The following is a 21,967-nucleotide window of genomic DNA, read 5'->3' as shown; positions in this document are numbered from 1 at the left end:
ACATGCCCACCCACTCCTTCCACGATCGGGAATCCACAGTGCACCCAGTCATCGAGCACAACGCTGACTTCGTACCGTTCGACCGGGGCCGCTCCCGAACGTACCTCGACGCCGGACTCTGGCGCGAGACAACACTTCCCGACGTGTTCACCTCGTGGGTGCACCGCTTCGGCTCCAGACGCGCGGTAGTGGACGAATCCGAGGAGCTGACGTACGACGAGCTGTATTCGCGAGTACGAGCGACCGCAGCAGGGTTTGCCGACCGCGGCATCGGGCCGGGGGATCGAGTGGTGGTGCAACTACCCAATTCGGTGTCGTTCGCGGTCGTACTGCTGGCGTTGCTCGAGTGCGGCGCGGTCCCGGTACTGACTCTCCCCGCACATCGCCGACGCGAAATCATCCATCTGGCAGCCACATCGAAGGCCGTGGCGTACGTGATCGCCGACCGGGACGGACAGTTCGACTACCGTGCGCTCGCCGACGAGACAGTGGCGGCGGTACCGAGCATTCGGGACGTCTTCGTCGATGGATCGTGCGGCTCGCACAGTCCGTTGTCCGAGGTCGTCGGTACGCCACGGGATCTTCCGCGCGCGGCCCCTGCGGATATCGCGGTGCTGTTGGTATCCGGCGGAACGACGGGTCTGCCGAAGTTGATTCCGCGTACCCACAACGACTACGAGTACAACGCACGGGCCAGCGCGGAGGTCTGTGAGCTGACGGCCGAGGACGTGTATCTCGCGGTTCTGCCTGCCGCGCACAACTTTCCGCTGGCCTGTCCTGGTCTGCTCGGTGCTCTCGGGGTCGGAGCAACAGTGGTGTTCTCCCGTACCCCCAGTCCCGATCAGGTGTTCACGGTGATCGAGCGGCATCGGGTCACGGTCACCGCGCTGGTTCCGACGTTGACACATCTGTGGTGCGAGGCGACGGACTGGGAAGAGGCGGACCTGTCCAGCCTGCGCTTGTTGCAGGTCGGGGGAGCGAAGCTGACACCCGAGATCGCCAAGATCGTCGAACCGTCGCTCGGGTGCCGGTTGCAGCAGGTGTTCGGGATGGCCGAGGGGCTCTTGAACTACACACGGACCGACGACGCACCGGAGCTGGTGATCGGCACCCAAGGACGTCCCCTGTCCGAGCACGACGAGATCCGGATCGTCGACGCCGACGGTCACGACGTCCCAGCAGGGCAGACGGGCGAGCTGCTCACCCGCGGCCCGTACACCATCAACGGCTACTACGCTGCGGCAGAGCACAATACGACGGCCATCACCCCCGACGGTTTCTACCGCAGCGGAGATCAGGTACGACGATTGCCTTCCGGTCACCTGGTCGTCACCGGCCGGATCAAGGACGTCATCACCCGCAACGGGGAGAACGTCGCGGCCGACGAGCTCGAGGATCTCCTGCTCACCCATCCCGGAGTTGCCCGAGCCGCGGTGATCGGAGTACCCGATCCCGATGTGGGCGAGAGCATCTGCGCCGTGATCGTGCCGAACGACAGTACTGGGAACGACAGCGCTGGAAACGACAGCGCTCCGACCGTCGCCGAGGTGCGAGCATTCCTCACGGCCGCAGGCTGCGCGGGGTTCAAGCTGCCCGACCGCGTGGTGACCCGACCGTCGCTGCCCGTGACGGCAATCGGCAAAGTGGACAAGTCCTTGCTCGTCACGCAATCCTCCGAACGGCAGGCGACTCGATGAAGGCGACGGATCTCGACGATATCAAGCGCCGGTTGCTGGCGGATCGGCTCCGGCGCGCCCGGGGTGGCGAGACCGCCGAGATCGAGCGCGGTCCTCTCGCCGACCTCGAATCACCCGAATTCGGTTCGCTGAAAGCACGATTCGGCTCCGTCGACGATGTATGGCCGTTGTCTGCGCTGCAGCTCGGGCTGGTCTATCAGGTCGGCGTGGATGCGGACGCCACCGAGCTCTACACCGTTCGTACCGTGGTCGAGGTGAACCGGGTTCTGGACGGCGACAGGGTTCGTCGTGCTCTGCAGTCGGTGGTCGACTCCACTGCGGCGCTGCGCACGGCATTCGTCACTCCCGACGGCGGCATGCCGGTGCAAGTGGTTCTGTCGACGGTGCAGGCACCGTTGACGGTGGTGGACCTCGGTAGCTGCTCGGCGAGCGAGATCGACCAGCAGTGGAACCGGATACTCGCCGACGACCGGCAGCGGTCGTTCGACATCGCTGCGCCGCCACTGTTCCGGGTCACGCTCGTGCACTTTCCCGACGGTGTCGATCGCCTGTTGACGACCTATTGGTTCGGGTGTTTCGACGGCGGGTCCTCGGCGTTGTTGGTCTCGCGTGTCCTGGAACAGTACGACGGCGCGAGCCCGAACCTCGATCACGGCTACCGGGAGTATCTGCGCTGGTTGGCCTCTCGCGACCGGGTCGAGTCCGAGCGGGCATGGCAGCGCTGGTTCGGCGATGTCGACACGCCCACGCTGGTGGCCGAATCGGGTCAGGGCGGCGACGAGGCTCCTCGACGCGTCGAACGGAGACTGTCGCAGGCGGTCTCCGGACGACTGGATTCGATTGCGCGCGAATCCGGGTCGACGCTCTTCACCGTGTTGGCGGCCGCGTGGGCCGGCGTGCTCATGCGCATATCCGGTCGGTCCGACGTGGTGTTCGGTACCGCCGTTGCCGGGCGCCCGATGGAGGTGCCGGGCTCGGAGCATGCCATCGGCGCGTTCATCAGTACCGTTCCCCTCCGGGTCACGGCAGGCGGATCCGACACTGTCGCGGGCATCGCTGCGCGAGTGCAGGATCAGCGCCTGGATCTGATGGCACACGACATCCTCGGTCTCGGCGGAATTCAGAAGGCGATCGGTGCCGGTGCGCTGTTCGACACCCTGCTGGTGCTGCGCAACGCGGCCGGTCCTGCAGGCGACACCGGTGCTCCGTCGGAGCGGCAGGTGCGACACGTCTCGACCGTCGACGGCTCGGAGTTCCCGGTGTCGATTGCCGTCGACCCGGGTAGCGAGCTGAACCTGTCGGTGACGTACCTGCCCGACTCGGTGGACGACGATCGCGCACGGTATCTGCTCGAGTCCTTCGAGAACGCTCTGAAAACCGTTGCCGAGCAGCCCGATCTGCCGATATCGCAGTGGCCGGCACCGGCCACCGAATCGGTGAGCATCGTGGACAACGGTTTCGACGACAGGCTCGAGCGCCTGGGCGATTCCACGATCGCCGAGTTGCTCGCCGACCGGGCCGCATTCGTGCCCGACGCGACCGCGCTGGTGTTCGGGGCCGAACGAGTGACGTTCGGAGACTTGGACGCGCGCGTCGGTGCGTGCGCACGGGCACTCCTGCGCCGAGGTGCCGGTCCGGAACGCATCGTCGCCCTCGCGCTGCCGCGGTCGGTGGAGATGGTGGTGGCGCTGTTCGCGGTACTGCGCACCGGCTCGGCCTATCTGCCCCTCGAACTCGACTATCCGAGCGATCGCCTCGACCTGATGTTGGCCGACGCGCGGCCCGCGATCCTGGTGACGACCACCGAGACGCAGGCCCGAGGACTGACGACCGACGCCACCGCGATGATCGTCGACGATCCCGCCGTGGCAGCCGAATTGGCGGAACTCGTCAACGCGTCGGAGTTCGACTCGGGGCCGTTCGCGCCGGGGACACCCGGCCGCCTCGAGCACCCGGCCTACGTCATCTACACCTCGGGCTCGACCGGCACGCCCAAAGGCGTCGTCACCCCGTACCGGGGTCTGACGAACATGCAGATCAACCACCGAGACGAGATCTTCGTTCCGACCATCGCCGCGGCCGGGGATCGGACGCTGCGGATCGCGCACACCGTTTCGTTCTCCTTCGACATGTCGTGGGAAGAGCTGCTGTGGCTCGTCGAAGGCCACGAGGTGCATGTCTGCGACGAGGAATTACGCCGTGACGGTGAAGCATTGGCGCGATACTGCGAGCAGAACCTGATCGACGTGGTGAACGTGACGCCCACGTACGCCGGGCACCTGCTGGACCTGGGATTGCTGAACGAGCACGACGGACATCGGATTCCGCTGGTGCTCCTCGGCGGGGAAGCGGTACCCGATTCGTTGTGGCAGCAGCTCGGCGGTGTCGGCTACAACCTCTACGGACCTACCGAGTACACGATCAATGCGCTCGGTGCGGGTACCCGAGACAGCGACACCCCGTCGATCGGTGCACCGATCCTCGGAACCCGCGCGTACGTTCTGGATCAGTGGCTACGTCCCGTCCCCGTGGGATCTGTCGGTGAGCTGCATCTGTCGGGTGTGGGTCTGGCCCGCGGTTACCTGCACCGATACGCGCAGACGGCAACCAGTTTCGTTGCCGATCCCTGGTCGCCGGGCGAGCGGATGTACCGCACCGGCGATCTGGTGCGGATCAGGCCCGATGGCCTGTTCGACTATCTGGGCCGTGCCGACGACCAGGTCAAGATCCGCGGCTATCGCGTGGAGACCGCGGAAGTCGAGCGGGCAGTGACGAACTGCGACGCGGTTGCCGGTGCGGTGGTGCGAGCGGTGGAGATCGGCGCGGGTACCCGGGCGCTCGCCGCGTACGTGGTTCCCCGCGATGCCGCTGCGGGCGAGGACCATTCCGCGTTGTTCGGATCCATTCGGGACGAGCTTGCGGCCGTCCTGCCGGAGTACATGGTGCCCACGCTGTTCGCCGCTCTGGATCGCGTTCCTATGACGATCAACGGCAAGCTCGATGTACGAGCTCTGCCCGCCGTCGACGCCGCGGGCGGCGGTACGTTCGTGCCGCCGCGAACACCGGTGGAGACGATGTTGTGCGAGATCGTCGAGGCGGTTCTCGGGGTCGGCCGGGTGGGTATCGACGACGATTTCTTCGCTCTCGGCGGTGACAGCATCACCTCCCTCGCCGTGGCATCGCGGGCGCGCAAGGCCTCGATACCGCTGGCACCGCGTGAGGTGATGCGCAACCGAACAGTGCGGATGTTCGGTGCGGAGCTCGTCACCGACGACTCCGCCCGGCCTGCGGTCTCTGCTGCGGCGGTCACCGTGGATCTGTCCCAGGACGAGCTCGACGAATTCGAAAGCAGTATCTGAGTGACCGAGACGACGACCGATACCGCGGCCGCTTCGCAATCCAAGATCGCCGCTGTCCTCCCGCTGACGGCGCTGCAGACCGGCATGTACCTGCAGTCGAGTCTTGCTGCGGCGACACAGGACCCGTACCTGTCGCAGACAGTGCTCGACCTGTCTGCTCCGGTGGATCGCGGCCGTCTCACCCGCGCCCTCGAACATCTGCTCGAGCGTCATCCGAACATCAAAGCGCAGCTGCGCCAGCGCCGTAACGGCGACCTGGTGTGGGTGGTTCCGCGCGCATCGACACCGGAACCGACACCTGTCGTCGGAGAGTGGAACGATCATCTGGGCCGCGACAGGTCCGCCGGATTCGCGTTCTTCGAAGGTCCGTTGATCCGATTCGCGTACTCCACCGATCCTCGGTCGCCACGGGTACTGATCACCTACCATCACGCCTTGATGGACGGATGGTCCGAGGCCATCTTCGTTCGTGAATTGATCGCCCTCTACACATCGGTGGAGTCGGCTGCTCTACCCCCTGCTCCGGACTTTTCCGACTACCTGGCCTGGACGGCCGGTCAGGATCGTGATGCGGCGCTGGCGCGGTGGGCGAAGTATCTCGACGGCTTCGATTCTCCGACCCTGATCGCAGACGGCGCACCGTCACAGGCGAATTCATCCTCCCGTATCGATCTCGACATCGACGACCGGCTGGGACGACGCGTCGCCGACTACGCGCGGAGCCGCGGAGTGACCACGAACGTGGTGGTGCAGGTGGCGTGGGCGTCGATGCTGGCAGCTCGCACCGGAGCAGTCGACGTGTCGTTCGGAATGGCGAGCTCCATCAGGCCGTTCGATCTGGACGGGGCCGAGGCGATGGTCGGTCTGCTGCTCAACACCGTGCCCGTGCGGCTTCGGTTCGATTCGACGTCGGCGGTCGCAGAAGTGGTCGACAGCCTACAGGCAGACCATCTCGACCTGGACGAGCACCGATTCCTCGGCCTGTCCGACATCGCCGGAACCATTGGTGGCGGTGAATTGTTCGACACCATCGTCGTGTACCAGAACTATCCGGCACCGGTCCCGAATGCGAGCGAGGCGGCCGTCGAGCACCCCGTCGTGGACGAGGTCACGGTACTGGGCGCGCACATGAGTTTTCCGATGGCTCTGATCGTCGGGCCCGACCCGACGCTGTGGGCATTCGTCCTGCACGACGACGCAGCCGTCGATCATCGTTCGGCCACGGTGTGCGCCGAGACCTTCGTCGAGATGCTGGACCGACTGACGAGCCGTCCGGACGTCGATGTGCCGCAGCTCTTGTCGGCCCCGGACGGCCAGGGATACAGCATCGGGCCACACCGGTCGGTGCCGACGCTGGAAGCGGCCCTTGCAGACAGGTTCGCGCGGTCGAGCGAGGACATCGCGCTGGTGGTCGGCGACAATGAGACGACGTACGGCCGACTCCGGACTCGGGTGTCCGAGGTGTCGGCGCTCCTGCGCGCCCACGGCGTCGGGACCGAGAGCCGTGTCGCTATCGCCCTCGGCAGGGGTACAGACATGGTGGCCGCGCTGCTGGCGACCATCGACGTGGGTGCGGTGTTCGTTCCCATCGACATTCGCTACCCGCGCGAGCGGATCGACCACCTGTTGTCGGATTCGTGCCACGACATCCTGTTGGTCGACGACGCCACACCTGCCGCGCTGGCCGAACTCGAGACCGCGACGAGAATCCGTTCGAGTTCGGCTACGGGGGCGGTGGAAGAAGCCTTCACCCTGAGCATTCCGGGCGGCTGCGGGGCCTATCTCGTCTACACCTCGGGTTCGACGGGTACACCCAAGGGTGTGCTCGGCTCCAGGAACGCGCTCGCCAATCGCCTGCACTGGGCGACCGAGCGATGGGGCGGACCCACGAGTCGGATTGCCAAGAGCTCGCTGTCGTTCATCGACGGGGCCACGGAACTGCTCACCGGAATCCTCGCGGGTCAACGAGTGGTGTTGGCGCAGGACCACGAGTACGCCGACGCGGGCGCGTTGGCTGCGCTCCTCGAACGATCCGGTGCCGAGCAGATCACCGCCGTCGGGTCACTCGCTGCGGCATTGGCAACCACCTCGACGCCGGAATGCCGTTCGCTGACCGGTTGGATACTCAGCGGAGAGCCGTTGACCAGCAGCACGATCGACGCCATCGGACACGCCACGCCCCACGCCTCGGTACACAACTCCTACGGTTCGTCCGAGGTGGCCGGGGACGTCGCGGTGCATCGCGTCGCAGGTGATCCGACGGTCATCGGAACGGCAGTGAACAACACGGTCCTGGGGTTGCTCGACGGCCGCTTGCTCCCGGTACGGACGGGCGTCGGCGGCGACATCTACGTCTCGGGAGCCCAACTTGCCCGCGGGTACGCCGGCAGGCCTGCGGACACCGCGGCTCGCTTCGTCGCGGACCCTCGCGTCGACGGTGGGCGAATGTATCGCACCGGTGACCGCGCCCGCATCGTCGACGACGGAGCGCTGGAATTCCTGGGACGCGACGACAGGCAGGTCAAGGTCCGGGGACATCGCGTCGAGCTCGGTGAGGTCGAGAGCCTCACGGCCGACTGCGAATCCGTGAACGAGTGTGCGGTGGTGGCGGTGACGGACAGCGCAGGCGCGACCGTGCTCGTTGCTTACCTGACCCCCGCGAGTGTCGATACCGCGGTGGTACGCGACGCTCTGCGCGCCCGTGTACCCGACTACCTGGTGCCGGTGTTCTGGGTGCCGCTCGACCGACTGCCGAACACTCCCAACGGCAAGACGGACCGGATCGCTCTGGTACAGAGGGGAATTCCGGAGAGCGAACCCAGCCGCTCACGTGCAGCTGCCACCGACGACGAGCGTTGCCTCGTCGGCCTTTTCGTCGACGCCACTCGTTCGGGTGCCGAGTCCATCGGCGTCGACGACGACTTCTTCGCACTGGGCGGCGACAGCATCACCGCCATCACGCTCGTGTATCACGCGCGGGGAGCCGGATTGGCCATCACCACGGCGGACGTTTTCGAATGCCGTACCGTCTCCGGCCTCGTCCGACGAGCCCGACAGGCCGAATGTGCCGTCGGCGCAGCGGAACCCGACAGCACTACCCCGTTGCTCGATGCAGACGATCTGGCCGAACTGAGCCGACTCGGTGTCGACGCCGATCTCGCACGTCCGGCGACTCCGCTGCAGCAGGGTCTGGCATTCCAGTCCGTTGCCGCCGGGGACGGCGTCGAGGAGATCTACGTCATCGCCACCGAGTTCGAGGTGCGCGGCGAGCTACGCACCGATCGACTCGACGCCGCGCTGGACGCGCTGTTCGATCGTCATCCTGCTCTGCGCTCACGCTTTCTCACGCTGAGTACGGGGACCACCGTCGCCGTCCGTGATGCGGGTCGGGTTCCGGTCGTCAGGCACGCGGTGGACGATCCGGATTCGTACTCGGCGCGCGCATCGGTGCTCGAGGATCGTCGTACCTTCGATATCGAGCACGATCCGCTCGTGCGAATTCTCGTGCTGGACTGCGGAGAACAGCTGCACCGAGTGGTGCTGACCGTGCACCATCTGCTCGTCGACGGGTGGTCCATGGGGACCGTCGGCACCGAGTTGTTCATGCTGTACCGAGGCCGAGATCTACCGGCTCCGGCTCCGTTCGACGACTACCTGCAGTGGCTGTCGCGTCGGGACGACTCGTCGATCGATGTATGGCGCGAGGCGCTCGGCCCGGACGTCGCTCCCACGACCATCGCGCCGTCCGCACCGCTGACCTCGAACGACCGGTCCGAGGTTCGGGAGATCGAGATCGGCTGGGATGCCGACGACACTGCTCGCCTCACCGACTCCGCCCGTCGGCGATCGGTGACGGCGAGCGAGCTGATCAATGCGGCATGGGCCGTGGTTCTGTCGTCCTTCACCGACAGCGAATCGGTCGTGTTCGGGTCGACGGTATCCGGCCGCCCGACGGACCTGGACCGTGTCGGGGACATGGTCGGGTTGTTCATCAACACCATCCCGGTGCGCGCCGCGGTCGGTCGCGATGCCACCCTGTCGTCGATTCTCGCAGGCCTACGCGAGTTCTCCATCGCCGTTGCCGCGCATCATCACGTCGGCCTGTCGGACATCCAGAAGGCAGTCGGCCGGGGGACACTGTTCGACACCCTTGTGGTGTTCGAGAACTTCGCCACCGCCGAAACGAACGGTATCGACTCGGAGGACTTCTCGGTCTCGGTCGCCCGGTTCCATACGGTGACTCATTACCCACTGACGTTGACGGTGTTCCCCGGCGAAAGACTGCGGCTGGTGCTCGAATACCGCAGCGACGCCGTGTCGGCGGAGCGCGCACATGCGGTGGCGTCGGCCATGACGGCAATGCTTCGAACGTTCGCCGAGCCGGGCGACCCGCCCATCGCATCGGTGTCCCTCGTGGACGAGTCGACGGCGGCACGGCTGACCTCGGAGTGCGCCGGCATCGAGCGCGCCTACCCTGACGGAACAATGGTCGACCTGTTCACCGATCGTGTTGCGCAGCAGTCCGATTCGATCGCTGTTCGGGACGACACCACGGTGTGGACGTTCGCGGAGTTGGATCGCGTGTCCAATCGAGTTGCACGATCGCTCATCGGCTCCGGAATCGGCGCCGAGGACATCGTGGCCGTCGAGGCCCCGCGCACGGCGACGACGATGGCAGCGATCCTCGGCGTGATGAAGTCGGGGGCTGCCTACCTGCCGATGGATCCGAACTGGCCGGTCGAGCGTACTCGCCAGATCCTCGACGAAGCACAGCCGGTGGTTACGATGACCACGGATTCCGTTGCGGCGCTGCAGCCGTCGTCCACGGATTCCGTCGCCGTGACCGATGCGGAGCGTCGGGCATCGTTGCATCCCGATCATCCGGTGTACACGATCTACACCTCCGGTACGACGGGTGTGCCCAAGGGCGTTCTGGTCTCGCATCGAGGCCTGGCCAATCTGTACCACTCGCACCGCGAGAACGTGCACACTCCGGCGATCGCTCGCGCGGGCAGGCCCACACTGAACGTTGCGCACGCGTGGTCGATGGCCTTCGACGCGTCCTGGCAACCGCAGCTGTGGCTGTTCGGCGGTCACACACTTCATCTGATCGATCCGGCGACCGTCCTCGACCCGGTGGAACTGGCAGCCCGGCTGACGGAGCTGTCGGCGGACTTCGTCGAGGTCGTGCCGTCGTTGCTCGAGCAGATGATGCGAGTGGGATCGATCGACACGCTGTCCACGGTCGGGGTCGGCGGAGAAGCGGTATCTGCGGACTTGTGGAATCGACTGCGCACCAGTGAAACCCTGGTGGCCTACAACTTCTACGGCCCGACCGAGGCGACGGTGGATGCGGTGTACACCTCCACCGAACTGGTGAGCGAGCCGGTGATCGGTAGGCCGGTGACCAACATGCGGGCATATGTGCTGGACCGCAATCTGCGGCTGGTCCCGCCCGGCGTGCTCGGCGAGCTCTACCTGGCCGGTCCCGGAGTCGCGCGGGGCTACCGGCACGCACCGGGGCGTACGGCTCACCGCTTCGTTGCCGATCCCTTCGCTGCGGACGGCACGCGGTTGTACCGGACCGGAGATCTCGTGGCGTGGACCGAGAACGCTGCGCTGCGATACGGCGGCCGCTCGGACGATCAGGTCAAGATTCGTGGCCACCGAGTGGAGGTGGGGGAGGTCGAGGCTCGATTGCGCGACCTCGACGCAGTCGCCGACGCGCGAGTGGTGGTCCGAGGTGCCGATACCGGGAACGCCACGCTCGCCGGGTATCTGGTTGCGGCGTCGGATCGCGAGCTCGACACGAATCTTGCCCGTGCCCGGTTGCGGGCTCTGCTGCCGTCGTACATGGTGCCGGCGTCACTGACCGTGCTCGATGCTTTTCCGCTGTTGCCGAACGGCAAGGTCGATGCCTCCGCGTTGCCCGAGCCCGTGTTCTCGATACGGACCGGGCGTGCTCCACGTACCGATGCCGAGCGGCGGATCTGCGCTGCCGTGGCCGAGGTGTTGCACCTGCCCCAGGTCGGTGCCGACGACGATTTCTTCGATCTGGGTGGCGACAGCATCATGGCGATGGAGCTGTCCGCGAGGCTCCGATCGGCCGGCGTCGGGGTGTCACCGCGGCACATCGTGTCGCTCCGTACGCCGGAAACCATTGCAGGTCAGCTCGAGTCGAGCGAACCGTCGAACGCAACCCCTGCTGTCGGCCCCTACGGGGACGTTCCGCTGACACCGATCGTCCGGTGGATGGACGCACTCGACGGGCCCATCGACGAGATCTCGCAGGCGGTGTTGCTCGATGCTCCGGCGTCGCTCACCGAGGACTCGCTGACGCAGCTCCTCGTCCGCCTCGTTGCTCGGCATCCGATTCTGCATTCTCGATTCCAGCGGAGCCCGGGTTCGGAGTCCGGCTTCACGGTGTTGCCGGACGGCACCGCCGATGTGACCGAGTGGATTCGCATCGAGGATTGCGACGGAACGACCGAGTTCGAGCCGGCGGATCGGGTCGCTGCCGAATCACGTTCTGCACGTGCGCGGTTGAATCCGGCCGCGGCGAGGATGGTCGATGTCGTGTGGCTGCGGCACGGACGCGATCCCGCGTCGTCGGGAGAGCTGCTGATCACGCTGCATCACCTCGTGGTCGACGGAGTGAGTTGGCGGATACTGTTGCCCGATCTGGTCGGTTGCTGGACGCAGGCCGCCGTCGAGCGAAACCCCGTCGGTCCGTCGATGCGGCAGTGGGCGTACGAGATGCGCAGTCTCGCAGACTCGCCCGAGGTGCTCGCCGATCTCGACTACTGGGCGAGCATCGGTGACGGAGCGGCGCAGATTCCGTCGACGCGGCCACTCGACCCGTCGATCGACACCGGTGCCCGCGTGCGTACCACTCTCTTCGCCCTGTCGGAGGACGAGAGTGCAGGGCTGATATCGGCGGCTCGTACTCACCTCGGAGTCTCCGTCGAACACCTGCTGTTGGCGACTTTCGCTGCGGCAGCGGCACACTGGACGAATCCCGATGCGGTGGACCCGCAGTCGTTCGTCGTCGATGTCGAAGGTCACGGACGCTCGGGAGTGGCCTCCGACCGAGTGGACGGCTCGGCCGTGGTCGGATGGCTCACTGCGGTGTTCCCGCTCCGTCTGACCGCGAAGCCTCGGGATCACCGCACCTTGACCGCGCACGAGGGGAATCTCCCTGCGGCAGAGTCCGTTCTGCGTGAACTGACAACCGCCGCCAAGGCGTCCAGGGACTCGGTGCCGGGAGACGGATCGACCTATGGACTGTTGCGGTGGATGGGCGGCGACGCCGGCGAGTCTCTGCGCGGAACACCCGGTGCAGACATCGAATTCAACTACCTCGGTCGTTTCGACGCGACAACCGACGGGCCGTTCGGTGCCAGTCGGCTGCGCAGCAGCCTCGACTCGACCCCCGGGGTGAACACCCCCTGCGGCTACGCGTTGATCGTGGACAGTTACATCCACGACCTCCGTGGCTCGTCCGTGCTGGGTGTGACGATGAGCTGGCCGGAGGGGGTGCTGTCCGGTGTCGAGGAACTCGCAGGGCTGTGGCACGACGCGTTGTCGGCCACGTGCCGAATACTCGCTGCCGGCGCTCCTAGTGAGGCAAGGGTTACCTCATAAGTGTTACCTTGTCAGTCGCCTCACCCGGTCGGGTGTTGGACGCCGAAGCGCGTGGTCGAGTCGAGAGGTACCGAGCAACGATGAAGGTTCGTACGAAGTGGATGAGGAGCGCCGCGTCGATCGCGCTCGCCGGAGGGCTGACCATCGCCCTCGCCGCCGGGTGCAGCAGTAGTACCGACGACGCACCCACAGCCGAATCCACGACTGCTGCGCAGGAATCGGCATTCCCGGTCACCATCGATTCCGCACTCGGATCCGCGACGATCCCCGAGGCACCCGAGCGGATCGCCACCTGGGGTTGGTCCAACCAGGACGCCATTCTCGCCCTCGGTGTCGTGCCCGTCGCCATGCCGACCTTCGACGGCGCTCAGTACGGAGCGGACGACCGCGGCATTCTGCAGTGGGACGCGAAGGCGCTCGCCGACCTAGGCGGCGAAACGCCCACGCTGCTCTCCGGTGACGGAACCGGCGCGGTCCCGGTCGAGCAGTTCGCCGCCGCCGCCCCCGATCTCATCTTCGCCCCGTACTCGGGACTGACCCAGGAGGAGTTCGACCAGCTCTCCGACATCGCGCCGGTCGTCGCGTACCCGGACGAGCAGTGGACCACCTCGTGGGAGGACCAGCTGACCATCGCGGGCAAGGCCCTGGGCAAGGAGAAGGAGGCCGCCGATCTGGTGTCCGGAGTCGAGGGTTCCATCGCCGACGCGGCTGCGAAATATCCGGCGCTGAAGGGTAAGACGGTCACCATCGCGCTGCCCAACGCGCCCGGCACGTTCGCCGTCAGCAAGGACGACGACGTACGCGTCGAGTTCCTCGAACAGCTCGGTCTGGTCAACGAGCCCACCATCCAGGAAGCCGACCCGGTCGAGGATCCCGATGCCGTGTACTTCGAGCTCAGCCTCGAGCAGGCCTCGCTGCTGAAGTCGGATGTGTTGTTCGTCGTCGCCTACGACAAGGAATCGCTGGGTGCCTTCCTCGTCGAACCGGCCGTGGCCTCGCAGCCCGTGCTGGCGCAGGGGCGCACTGCATCGACCGAGAACCTCAGTGCAGACAAGAACTTCGCGTTCGGCGGCCTGACGGTGCTCACCATTCCGTACATCCTCGACGACGTGGCATCGGCGCTGAACACCGCCGCCGAGAACGTCCAGGGCTGATCCGAGCGCAGGCCCACCCGACGCACCGCAGACGTGCATTCATCCGAGAAGGAGCGTGTTTCACCGTGGCAAGGTCCCACCGACTTCAGGTCGTCTTTCCCGAAGTCATCCGTACGGCCACCGTGATCGACACGCGGCAACTCGGTCCTGGAATGCGCAGGATCGTGTTGGGTGGGCCGCAGCTGCGTGAGTTCACGCGTGACGGATTCGAGTTCCCGGCGCTGCGCAGTGAGGGATTCGACGATTTCGTTCGCCTGTTCTTTCCCCTCGACGACATGGGCACGATGGCGCTGCCCGTCCAGCACGAGCGCACGGTGGAGTGGCCGCGCGACCCGCGGCCGGTTACTCGCAACTACACCGTGCGCAGCGTCGATACCGACAGTGCGGAACTGACGCTCGATTTCGTCACCCACGACACCGGAATTGCATCGACGTGGGGGCGTCGCTGCTCGGTGGGTGACTCCATCCCGCTGCTCGGTCCGGTGCGGTCGGGTCATGCACCCGCCGAAGTGGATTGGGTGTTGCTCGTCGGCGACGAGACAGCGTTGCCTGCCGTTGCTCGCTATCTCGACGAGGCCGCGGCTGGGGAGCGAATCCGGGTGTTCGTCGAGGTGGCCGACGCCGAGCGAGAACTACCGCTGCCGACGGCCGCCGACGCCGAGATCACCTGGCTCCACCGCGACGGCGCAGTTGCAGGCACCGGGGATCTGCTCGAAACGGCCGTGCGCAGAGCGCCCTGGTGGGACGGAACCGTGTTCGCCTGGGTCGCAGGCGAATCCACAGCCCTCAAGGGCATCAGGCGATACCTGCGGGAGGATCGCGCCCTACCGCCCGAAATGGTCGAGGTCACCGGATACTGGCGTCGCGCAGAGGTTCTCACTCGCACGGACGATCCGGAAGTTCCCGATCTGACCGCCCGCGAATCCGAGCCGTTCGACAGGCTCGCCGAACGTGCGGAGTTGTTCTCGCCCTTCGCAATCAGAGCGGCCAACACCTTGCGCATCCCGCTGCATGTCTCGCGCGGCGTACGCACCGTTGGTGAGCTGGCGACGGTCACCGGCACCGACGTGCGAGCCTTGGCAAAATTCGTCCGCTATCTGCGGGCCGTCGACGTGCTCGGCGAGGACTCGGACGGCGGTGTGGTCCTCGCCGATATCGGTGAGGCCATGCTCGGTGACGACTGGATCTCGCATTGGCTGGATCTCGAGGGAATCGAGGCGCGAGTGGAACTGTCGATCACCGGCCTCGTCGAGAGCCTGCGCACCGGCGGTGCCAGCGCCAGCCTGCTCACCGGCAGGACGTTGAGTGAGGACCTCGCAGGTTCGTCCCGGCTGACCGAACTGCATCACAACCACATCGCCGACGAGGCTGCGTTCCTCGGTCCGGCCCTCGTGCAGGACTATTCGTTCGACGACGTGTCGACGCTGGCGGTGACCGGTGCGGCCTCCGGTGTGGTGCTCGGCTCGATCCTGACGGCCCACGACGCGATATCGGCAACCGTTCTCGGATTGCCGAGCGAGCTCGACCTCGTCCGACGTGATCTGCAGACGAGGCCGGAACTTCCGGCGCGCGTGACCGAGTGCGCTCAGAGCATCGTGTCCGAACCGCGTACGACCCCGGCCGGTGGATTCGACGCGTATCTGTTGCTCGAGGTCACCGGGCACTACCGCGACGACGATCTGGCGTTGCTGCTGGCGAGTGCCGCATCGGGCGTCTCCGAGAGCGGCAAACTGATTGTGGTGGAACGGCTGTCGGACGAGCAGTCGATCAACGAGGACCAGGCCGAGTTCGATCTGCTGATGCTGTGCATGCACGGCAGCGGAGTGCGAACCAGAGCCGAGTTCGACTCGGTGGCAGCCGCGGCGGGACTGACGGTGACCGCGTCTCGACTGGTCGGTTGGGGCATCGCCGTACTCGACCTGCGGCGTGCGTCCGAAGCCGTTGTGCGCGAGACCTAGTTAGGTTAGCGTTGCCTACTGAAGGCGCGCGGCGATGCTCTCGGCATGTCGGTTGCGCGCGATGCGCGGTCTCGGACCGATTCACCGTCAGGAGTGCACATACACATGACCGTTGTCGAAGAAACGGCGTCGGGCACGGCCGATACGACCATCCTGCAGCGCGGGTTGCAGACGGTGGTCACGTTGGCCGAGTCCGGCTTGTTCGACGAGTACGTCGTGTACGAGGACAGAGGACGCTGGGTGTTCGCGGGTGGCGTGGTCGCTCGCATCGTCCTGCAACCGGATGTCGTCACGACAACGTGGGGGAGCGGGGCACCGACGGTGCGTCGGTGGTCCGGCAACCCGGCGGCGGCGTTGCGTGAGGCCTGCGACGGTCTCACTCGCGAATCCTGGAATGCGTACGGCTACGTCGGATTCGGGTTCGCAGCCCACCTGCACGACGCCGTCGCCGAGTCCGAGTCCGACGAGGTGCTCGCCCATTTGGTCGTGCCGCGAGTCGAGGTCCGATTCGGACATGACTGCGACGATATCGAGGTCACCGGGACCGAGGAGGACCGCGCCGCGGTGTTCGCCGTACTCACCGCCGCCTCCGTCGACGAGCCCCCGACGGTCCACCCGCTCGATGTCGGCGGCGACCTCGACGACTATCGCGGTCGGGTGGCGCAAGCTGTTGCAGAGATTCACCGAGGTGAGTACGCCAAGGTCATTCTCTCTCGCACGGTGCGTATTCCGTTCGATCTGGACATGCCCGGTACCTACCGGGCGGGGCGAGCAGCGAACACTCCGGCTCGCTCGTTCCTTTTGCACCTCGGTGACCTACGTGCCTCGGGTTTCAGCCCGGAGCTGGTTGCGTCCGTCGACGCACGTGGTGTGGTCACCACCGAACCGTTGGCAGGCACGCGGGCCTTCGGCTTGGGTTCCGATGCCGACTCCGCAGCGAAATCCGATCTCGAGCAGGATCCCAAGGAGATCACCGAACACGCTGTGTCCGTTCGTACCTCGTTCGAGGAGCTGGAATCGATCGCACGACCCGGGTCGACCGCCGTGTCGGACTTCATGAGTGTGCGAGAGCGCGGAAGCGTCCAGCACCTCGCGTCGACCGTGCGGGCACGTCTGCGTGACGACCTGTCCTGCTGGGACGCTTTCGGGGCACTGTTCCCGGCCGTCACGGCATCGGGCATTCCCAAACGTGAGGCCATCGAGGCGATAGGGCGGCTCGACGACCCGCCTCGCGGCCTGTACTCCGGGGCCGTCGTGAAGGCGTCGTCCGCGGGGGAACTCGAAGCGGCGCTGGTGCTTCGAGCTGTGTACGAACAGCGCGGATCGGCATGGCTGCGTGCCGGTGCCGGCATCGTCGGCCAGTCGACTCCCGATCGTGAATTCGACGAAACCTGCGAGAAACTCGGCAGCGTCGCCCCGTATCTCGTCCGTAAGAAGGAGGAAGACGCCTGATGCATCGCACCATGTTGGGTGGAAAGATCCACCGCGCCACTGTCACTCACGCCGACCTGCACTACGTCGGTTCGATCACCATCGACTCCACTTTGATGCACGCCGCCGATCTGATCGAGGGCGAACAGGTTCACGTCGTCGACATCACCAACGGAGCGCGCCTGGTGACGTATGTGATCGAAGGGCACCCCGGTTCCGGTGTCATCGGAATCAACGGCGCAGCAGCGCATCTGGTGTCTCCAGGTGATCTGGTGATCATCATGTCGTTCCGACAGGTGGAAGACTCCGAGCTGTCCTCGCACACCCCGTCGGTGGTGCACGTCGATTCTGCCAACGAGATCGTCGCTCTCGGAGTCGACCCGTCCGAGCCGGTTCCGGGTGCCGTCGATCAGATGTCGGGGGCGAGCGTTCGATGACGTCGCACGAGAACTACGACATCGTCGGCGTCGGATTCGGGCCCTCCAATCTGGGACTGGCCATCGCGATCGAGGAGCACAACCGAACCTGCGCTCCCACAGAACGGTTGACGGCCTGCTTCGTCGAGTCCAAGGACGAGTTCGCCTGGCACCCCGGCATGTTGTTGCCGGGGACGACGATGCAGATCTCGTTTCTCAAGGACCTGGCGACCCAGCGCAACGCAGGCAGCGAGTACACCTTTCTGGCGTACCTGTCGGAGCACGGTCGACTCAATCACTTCATCAACCTGCAGACGTTCTTCCCCAGCAGGCTCGAATTCCACGACTACCTGACGTGGGCCGCCGGAAAGGTCGACGCGACGGTGCACTACGGCACCCGGGCAGTGGACGTCGTCGACACCGGTGACGGTTACGGCGTCCGAACCGAGGGACGACGAACCGGGACCGTGCGGGGTCGCAACATCGTGCTCGCCGGCGGTTTGACGGCCACCCTGCCGGACGGGGTGACGGCGTCGGCGCGGCAGTTCCACAACCACGATCTCCTCGGGCACCTGGACCGCCTGCCGTCGCGGACGCATCGCACGTTCGTCGTCGTCGGTGCCGGGCAGAGCGCGGCCGAGGTGGTGGACTACCTGCACTCGTCGTACGGCGATTCCTCCGTGCACGCGGTGCTCCGCAAGTACGGGTACAGCCCCGCCGACGACAGCCCCTATGCCAATCGCATCTTCGATCCGACGGCCGTCGACGACTTCTATTCGTCGTCCCACACGCTGCGCGAGCAGCTGCTGCAGTATCACCGCGGTACCAACTACTCCGCCGTCGACCTGCCCCTGATCGAGGAGCTGTACTCGCGCGAGTACGCGGAGCGGGTCAGCGGGCAGCGCAGGCTGTTCGTGCACGGAGCATCTCGAGTGGTCGACGCCGTCGAGGAGCCGTCCGGCGTCCGGGTCGCCGTCGAGCACGGCCCGACGGGTCTGGCCGAGGACATACTGTGCGACGCTGTCGTCTATGCCACCGGCTTCACGTCCCTCGATCTACCCGAGATCCTCGGTCCGCTGTTCGACGCCGTCGAATACGACTCCCGCGGTCCTCGCGTGACGCGGGACTACCGACTCGTGACGCGCGAACCGAGTGCGGGTTCGATCTACCTGCAGGGCGGTACCGAGCACACGCACGGTCTGACCTCGTCGTTGCTGTCGAACATCGCTGTTCGCAGCGGTGAGATCGTGAAGTCCGCAGTGAGCGCGAGGGTGCGATCGGTGGTGTGAATCGGGTGAGTGCGAGCGTGGGCGACGAGCCGGAACAGCGAGATGTTCCGGCCGAAGTCGGTGGTCTCGCTCGCACCGATGCGCGTCGGGCCGCAGGGTTGTTCGTCGTCCTGGGTGTTCTGGCAGCGCTGTGCTTGGTGAGCATTTCGGTGGGCACCGAGTACATCCCGATCGGTCGGGTGTGGCACGGGCTGCTACACGCCGACGGATCCACCGAATCCGTGATCGTCCGCGAACTGCGGCTTCCGCGTACGGTTCTGGGTTTGCTCGTCGGACTCGCCCTCGGGGTCGCCGGTGCGCTGATTCAGGCGATGACGCGAAATCCGCTGGCCGACCCGGGAATTCTCGGCGTCAACGCCGGGGCCGCGTTCTTCGTCGCGATCGCCGTCGGCGTGTTCGGTTTCACCGGAATCGGCTCGTACATCTGGTTCGCGTTCGCCGGGGCGGTGTTCGCAACGATCGTGGTGTACGCGCTGGGGTCACTGGGGCGCGCCGGAGCCACTCCGATTCGCTTGACGCTCTCCGGAATTGCGCTCGGTGCGGTACTGGGCGGCGTCACCTCGGGCATGCTGCTGCTCGATCCGGATGCCTTCGACAGGATGAGGTTCTGGGGCGCGGGGTCGTTGGCCGGTCGAGGCCTGGACATCGCGTCCGAGGTTGCCCCGTTCATCGCGCTCGGAGTCTTTCTGGCGGCCCTGATCGCTCGTCCCCTCAATGCGATATCGCTCGGCGACGATCTGGCCCGGTCACTGGGAGCGAACGTGGTTCGGACGCGAATCGTCGGCGTCGTCGCTGTGACTCTGCTCGCCGGAGCCGCGACGGCGGCGGCCGGGCCCATCGGATTCGTCGGACTGATGATCCCGCACATGGTGCGTTGGATCGTCGGACCGGACCAGCGTTGGATTCTGATCTACACGGTGTTCGCGGCACCGGGATTGCTGCTGCTCTCGGACGTGGTCGGCCGCATCGTCATCAGGCCGGGGGAGCTGCAGGTCGGTATCGTCACCGCGTTCGTCGGCGCACCGGTGCTGATCGTGCTGGTTCGCCGGAAGAAGGCGAGCGGACTGTGATCGGTGAGCAACGCGGCGGCAACATCGATTTCGGCCGAAAGTTGTGGGTCGTGCGAGTGCGGGATCGAGTGGACGGCCGCATCGGCATCCGAACGGTGGGCGTCTGCGCGGCCCTGTTTGCCGTGACGGCGGTGGTCTCCATCGTCGCCGTCGGTACCGGCGACCTCTACATTCCGCCGAACGAGGTGCTCGCCGCAGTGTTCGGCGATGCGCCACGCCTGACCGAGATCGTGGTGATGGAGTGGCGGTTTCCCCGAGTGGCACTGGCCTTCCTGTTCGGTGCCGCCCTCGGTGTATCGGGCGCGGTCTTTCAATCCTTGACGCGAAATCCGTTGGGCAGCCCGGACATCATCGGGTTCGGTACCGGTTCCTACACCGGCGCGCTCGTCGTCATCCTCACTCTCGGTGGTGGCTACTACCGGACCGGAGCAGGCGCGCTCGTCGGCGGACTCGCAACGGCCGCCGTGGTCTACCTGCTCGCGTACCGGCGCGGGGTGCAGGGCTTTCGGTTGATCATCGTCGGGATCGCGGTCAGCGCCGTGCTGGCCTCCGTCAACACCTGGCTGGTGATCAGGGCCGATCTGGACGACGCCATCGCGGCCGCCGTGTGGGGTGCGGGCACCCTGAACGGGCTGGGGTGGTCGCAGGTAGGGCCTGTACTGGCAGTGTCGGTCGTCATCGCGTCGTGCTCGGCGGTGCTCTCGCGTCGGCTGCCGATGCTGGAGATGGGGGACGACGCGGCGAGGGCGCTCGGCGTGCGCGCCGAGCCGACCCGTCTGATGCTGGTGTTTCTGGGTGTCGCGTTGATCGCGATGGTCACCGCGGCCGCGGGACCCATCTCCTTCATCGCGCTCGCCGCGCCGCAGTTGGCTCGCCGCCTCACCGGCACCTCGTCGGTGGCGCTGATGCCTGCCGCGTGCATGGGAGCGCTGCTGCTGGTCGTGAGCGACGTTGTCGCGCAGCGCGTGTTCGCTCCCACCCAGCTGCCGGTGGGTGTGGTGACCGTATCGGTCGGCGGCGCATACTTCGTGTGGTTGTTGGCGCGGGAAGGCAGGAAGCAGTGACGAAGCCTCGATTGCACACCGACGAGATCACGGTCGGATACGACAGCAACGTCATCAGCGAGAACCTGACCGTCGAGATTCCCGACGGCAAGTTCACCGTCGTCGTGGGACCGAATGCCTGTGGTAAGTCGACTCTGCTGCGGGCGCTCTCGCGGCTGCTGAAGCCGACGCACGGAACCGTTCTGCTGGACGGGAAGGCGATCTCGTCGTATCCCGCGAAAGAAGTTGCCCGACGCCTCGGCCTGCTTCCGCAGACCTCCATCGCGCCCGACGGGATCTCGGTGGCCGATCTCGTTGCGCGGGGCCGTTATCCGCATCAGAAGTTGATCCGGCAGTGGTCGGCGGTGGACGAGGCTGCGGTGATCGAGGCCATGAACGCAACGGCAGTGACATCGCTGTCGGCTCGTCCGGTGGACGAACTGTCCGGCGGACAGCAGCAACGCGTCTGGGTGGCAATGGTTCTGGCGCAGCAGACACCGCTGCTGCTGTTGGACGAACCGACCACCTTTCTCGACATCGCCCACCAGATCGAACTGCTCGACCTGTTGGCCACTCTGAACCGCGAGAACGGCCGCACTCTCGTCGCCGTGCTGCACGACCTCAACCACGCCTGCCGGTACGCCGACCACATCATCGCGATGAAGGACGGCGCAGTGGTCACCGAGGGCGCGCCCGCCGACGTCGTCACCGCCGAGCTGGTCGAGGCGGTCTTCGGGCTGCCGTGCCGCATCATCGACGATCCGGAATCGCACACTCCGCTGGTGATCCCCAAGGTGGTCGGTCGCAGGCTAGGCAAGGCTTAGTTTAAAGTTGAGGGAGAACGGCCCCGAGTCGGCCCTGAGGGTTTCTCGCAGGAGTGACGTCGAGATATGTATCGAGGACGAA

The 21,967-nt window shown here is 66.1% G+C and carries 11 protein-coding genes; all 11 read left to right on the top strand.

Going from position 1 to position 21,967, the window contains the following annotated elements:
- The first annotated feature begins 2 nt into the window (after positions 1 to 2).
- The 11 genes from CH306_RS04325 to CH306_RS04275 all read left to right on the top strand — a co-directional run bounded on the left by CH306_RS04325 (position 3) and on the right by CH306_RS04275 (position 21,885).
- Complete coding sequence (locus CH306_RS04325; RefSeq protein WP_179272980.1) at positions 3 to 1,697, top strand: (2,3-dihydroxybenzoyl)adenylate synthase; 1,695 nt, start codon at positions 3 to 5, stop codon at positions 1,695 to 1,697.
- Entirely contained in the window at positions 1,694 to 5,056 is a 3,363-nt protein-coding gene (locus CH306_RS04320; protein WP_094645739.1) for a non-ribosomal peptide synthetase, read from the top strand. The genes CH306_RS04325 and CH306_RS04320 overlap by 4 nt, the downstream gene beginning before the upstream one ends.
- On the top strand, positions 5,057 to 12,700 hold the full coding sequence (locus tag CH306_RS04315; RefSeq protein WP_094645738.1) for a non-ribosomal peptide synthetase: 7,644 nt from the start codon (positions 5,057 to 5,059) through the stop codon (positions 12,698 to 12,700). It begins immediately after the preceding gene.
- An 80-nt stretch (positions 12,701 to 12,780) separates the two neighbouring features.
- Complete coding sequence (locus CH306_RS04310; protein ID WP_256981027.1) at positions 12,781 to 13,854, top strand: ABC transporter substrate-binding protein; 1,074 nt, start codon at positions 12,781 to 12,783, stop codon at positions 13,852 to 13,854.
- A 65-nt stretch (positions 13,855 to 13,919) separates the two neighbouring features.
- Complete coding sequence (locus tag CH306_RS04305) at positions 13,920 to 15,812, top strand: siderophore-interacting protein (protein ID WP_094645737.1); 1,893 nt, start codon at positions 13,920 to 13,922, stop codon at positions 15,810 to 15,812.
- A gap of 105 nt (positions 15,813 to 15,917) precedes the next feature.
- On the top strand, positions 15,918 to 17,264 hold the full coding sequence (locus CH306_RS04300; protein ID WP_094630435.1) for a salicylate synthase: 1,347 nt from the start codon (positions 15,918 to 15,920) through the stop codon (positions 17,262 to 17,264).
- Entirely contained in the window at positions 17,264 to 17,680 is a 417-nt protein-coding gene (gene panD, locus CH306_RS04295; RefSeq protein ID WP_032395938.1) for an aspartate 1-decarboxylase, read from the top strand. The genes CH306_RS04300 and panD overlap by 1 nt, the downstream gene beginning before the upstream one ends.
- Positions 17,677 to 18,948: a lysine N(6)-hydroxylase/L-ornithine N(5)-oxygenase family protein gene (locus tag CH306_RS04290; RefSeq protein WP_045196691.1), complete on the top strand. Its 1,272-nt coding sequence runs from the start codon at positions 17,677 to 17,679 to the stop codon at positions 18,946 to 18,948. The genes panD and CH306_RS04290 overlap by 4 nt, the downstream gene beginning before the upstream one ends.
- 5 nt (positions 18,949 to 18,953) lie before the next feature.
- A complete protein-coding gene (locus CH306_RS04285) occupies positions 18,954 to 20,018 on the top strand; it encodes an iron chelate uptake ABC transporter family permease subunit (RefSeq protein ID WP_094630650.1) in 1,065 nt (354 codons plus the stop codon).
- Complete coding sequence (locus CH306_RS04280) at positions 20,018 to 21,082, top strand: FecCD family ABC transporter permease (RefSeq protein ID WP_094645841.1); 1,065 nt, start codon at positions 20,018 to 20,020, stop codon at positions 21,080 to 21,082. The genes CH306_RS04285 and CH306_RS04280 overlap by 1 nt, the downstream gene beginning before the upstream one ends.
- Complete coding sequence (locus CH306_RS04275; protein WP_094630436.1) at positions 21,079 to 21,885, top strand: ABC transporter ATP-binding protein; 807 nt, start codon at positions 21,079 to 21,081, stop codon at positions 21,883 to 21,885. The genes CH306_RS04280 and CH306_RS04275 overlap by 4 nt, the downstream gene beginning before the upstream one ends.
- Positions 21,886 to 21,967: the final 82 nt, after the last annotated feature.

Source organism: Rhodococcus sp. 15-725-2-2b (assembly GCF_002259075.1).
GTDB lineage: Bacteria > Actinomycetota > Actinomycetes > Mycobacteriales > Mycobacteriaceae > Rhodococcoides.
This window is presented reverse-complemented; position numbering and strand designations above follow the sequence as displayed.

Excerpts from the sequence above, each read along its gene's own strand:
- CH306_RS04290 (WP_045196691.1), top strand. The coding sequence starts at position 17,677 with ATGACGTCGCACGAGAACTACGACATCGTCGGCGTCGGATTCGGGCCC.
- CH306_RS04310 (WP_256981027.1), top strand. The coding sequence starts at position 12,781 with ATGAAGGTTCGTACGAAGTGGATGAGGAGCGCCGCGTCGATCGCGCTC.
- CH306_RS04325 (WP_179272980.1), top strand. The coding sequence starts at position 3 with ATGCCCACCCACTCCTTCCACGATCGGGAATCCACAGTGCACCCAGTC.
- CH306_RS04300 (WP_094630435.1), top strand. The coding sequence starts at position 15,918 with ATGACCGTTGTCGAAGAAACGGCGTCGGGCACGGCCGATACGACCATC.
- panD (WP_032395938.1), top strand. The coding sequence starts at position 17,264 with ATGCATCGCACCATGTTGGGTGGAAAGATCCACCGCGCCACTGTCACT.
- CH306_RS04320 (WP_094645739.1), top strand. The coding sequence starts at position 1,694 with ATGAAGGCGACGGATCTCGACGATATCAAGCGCCGGTTGCTGGCGGAT.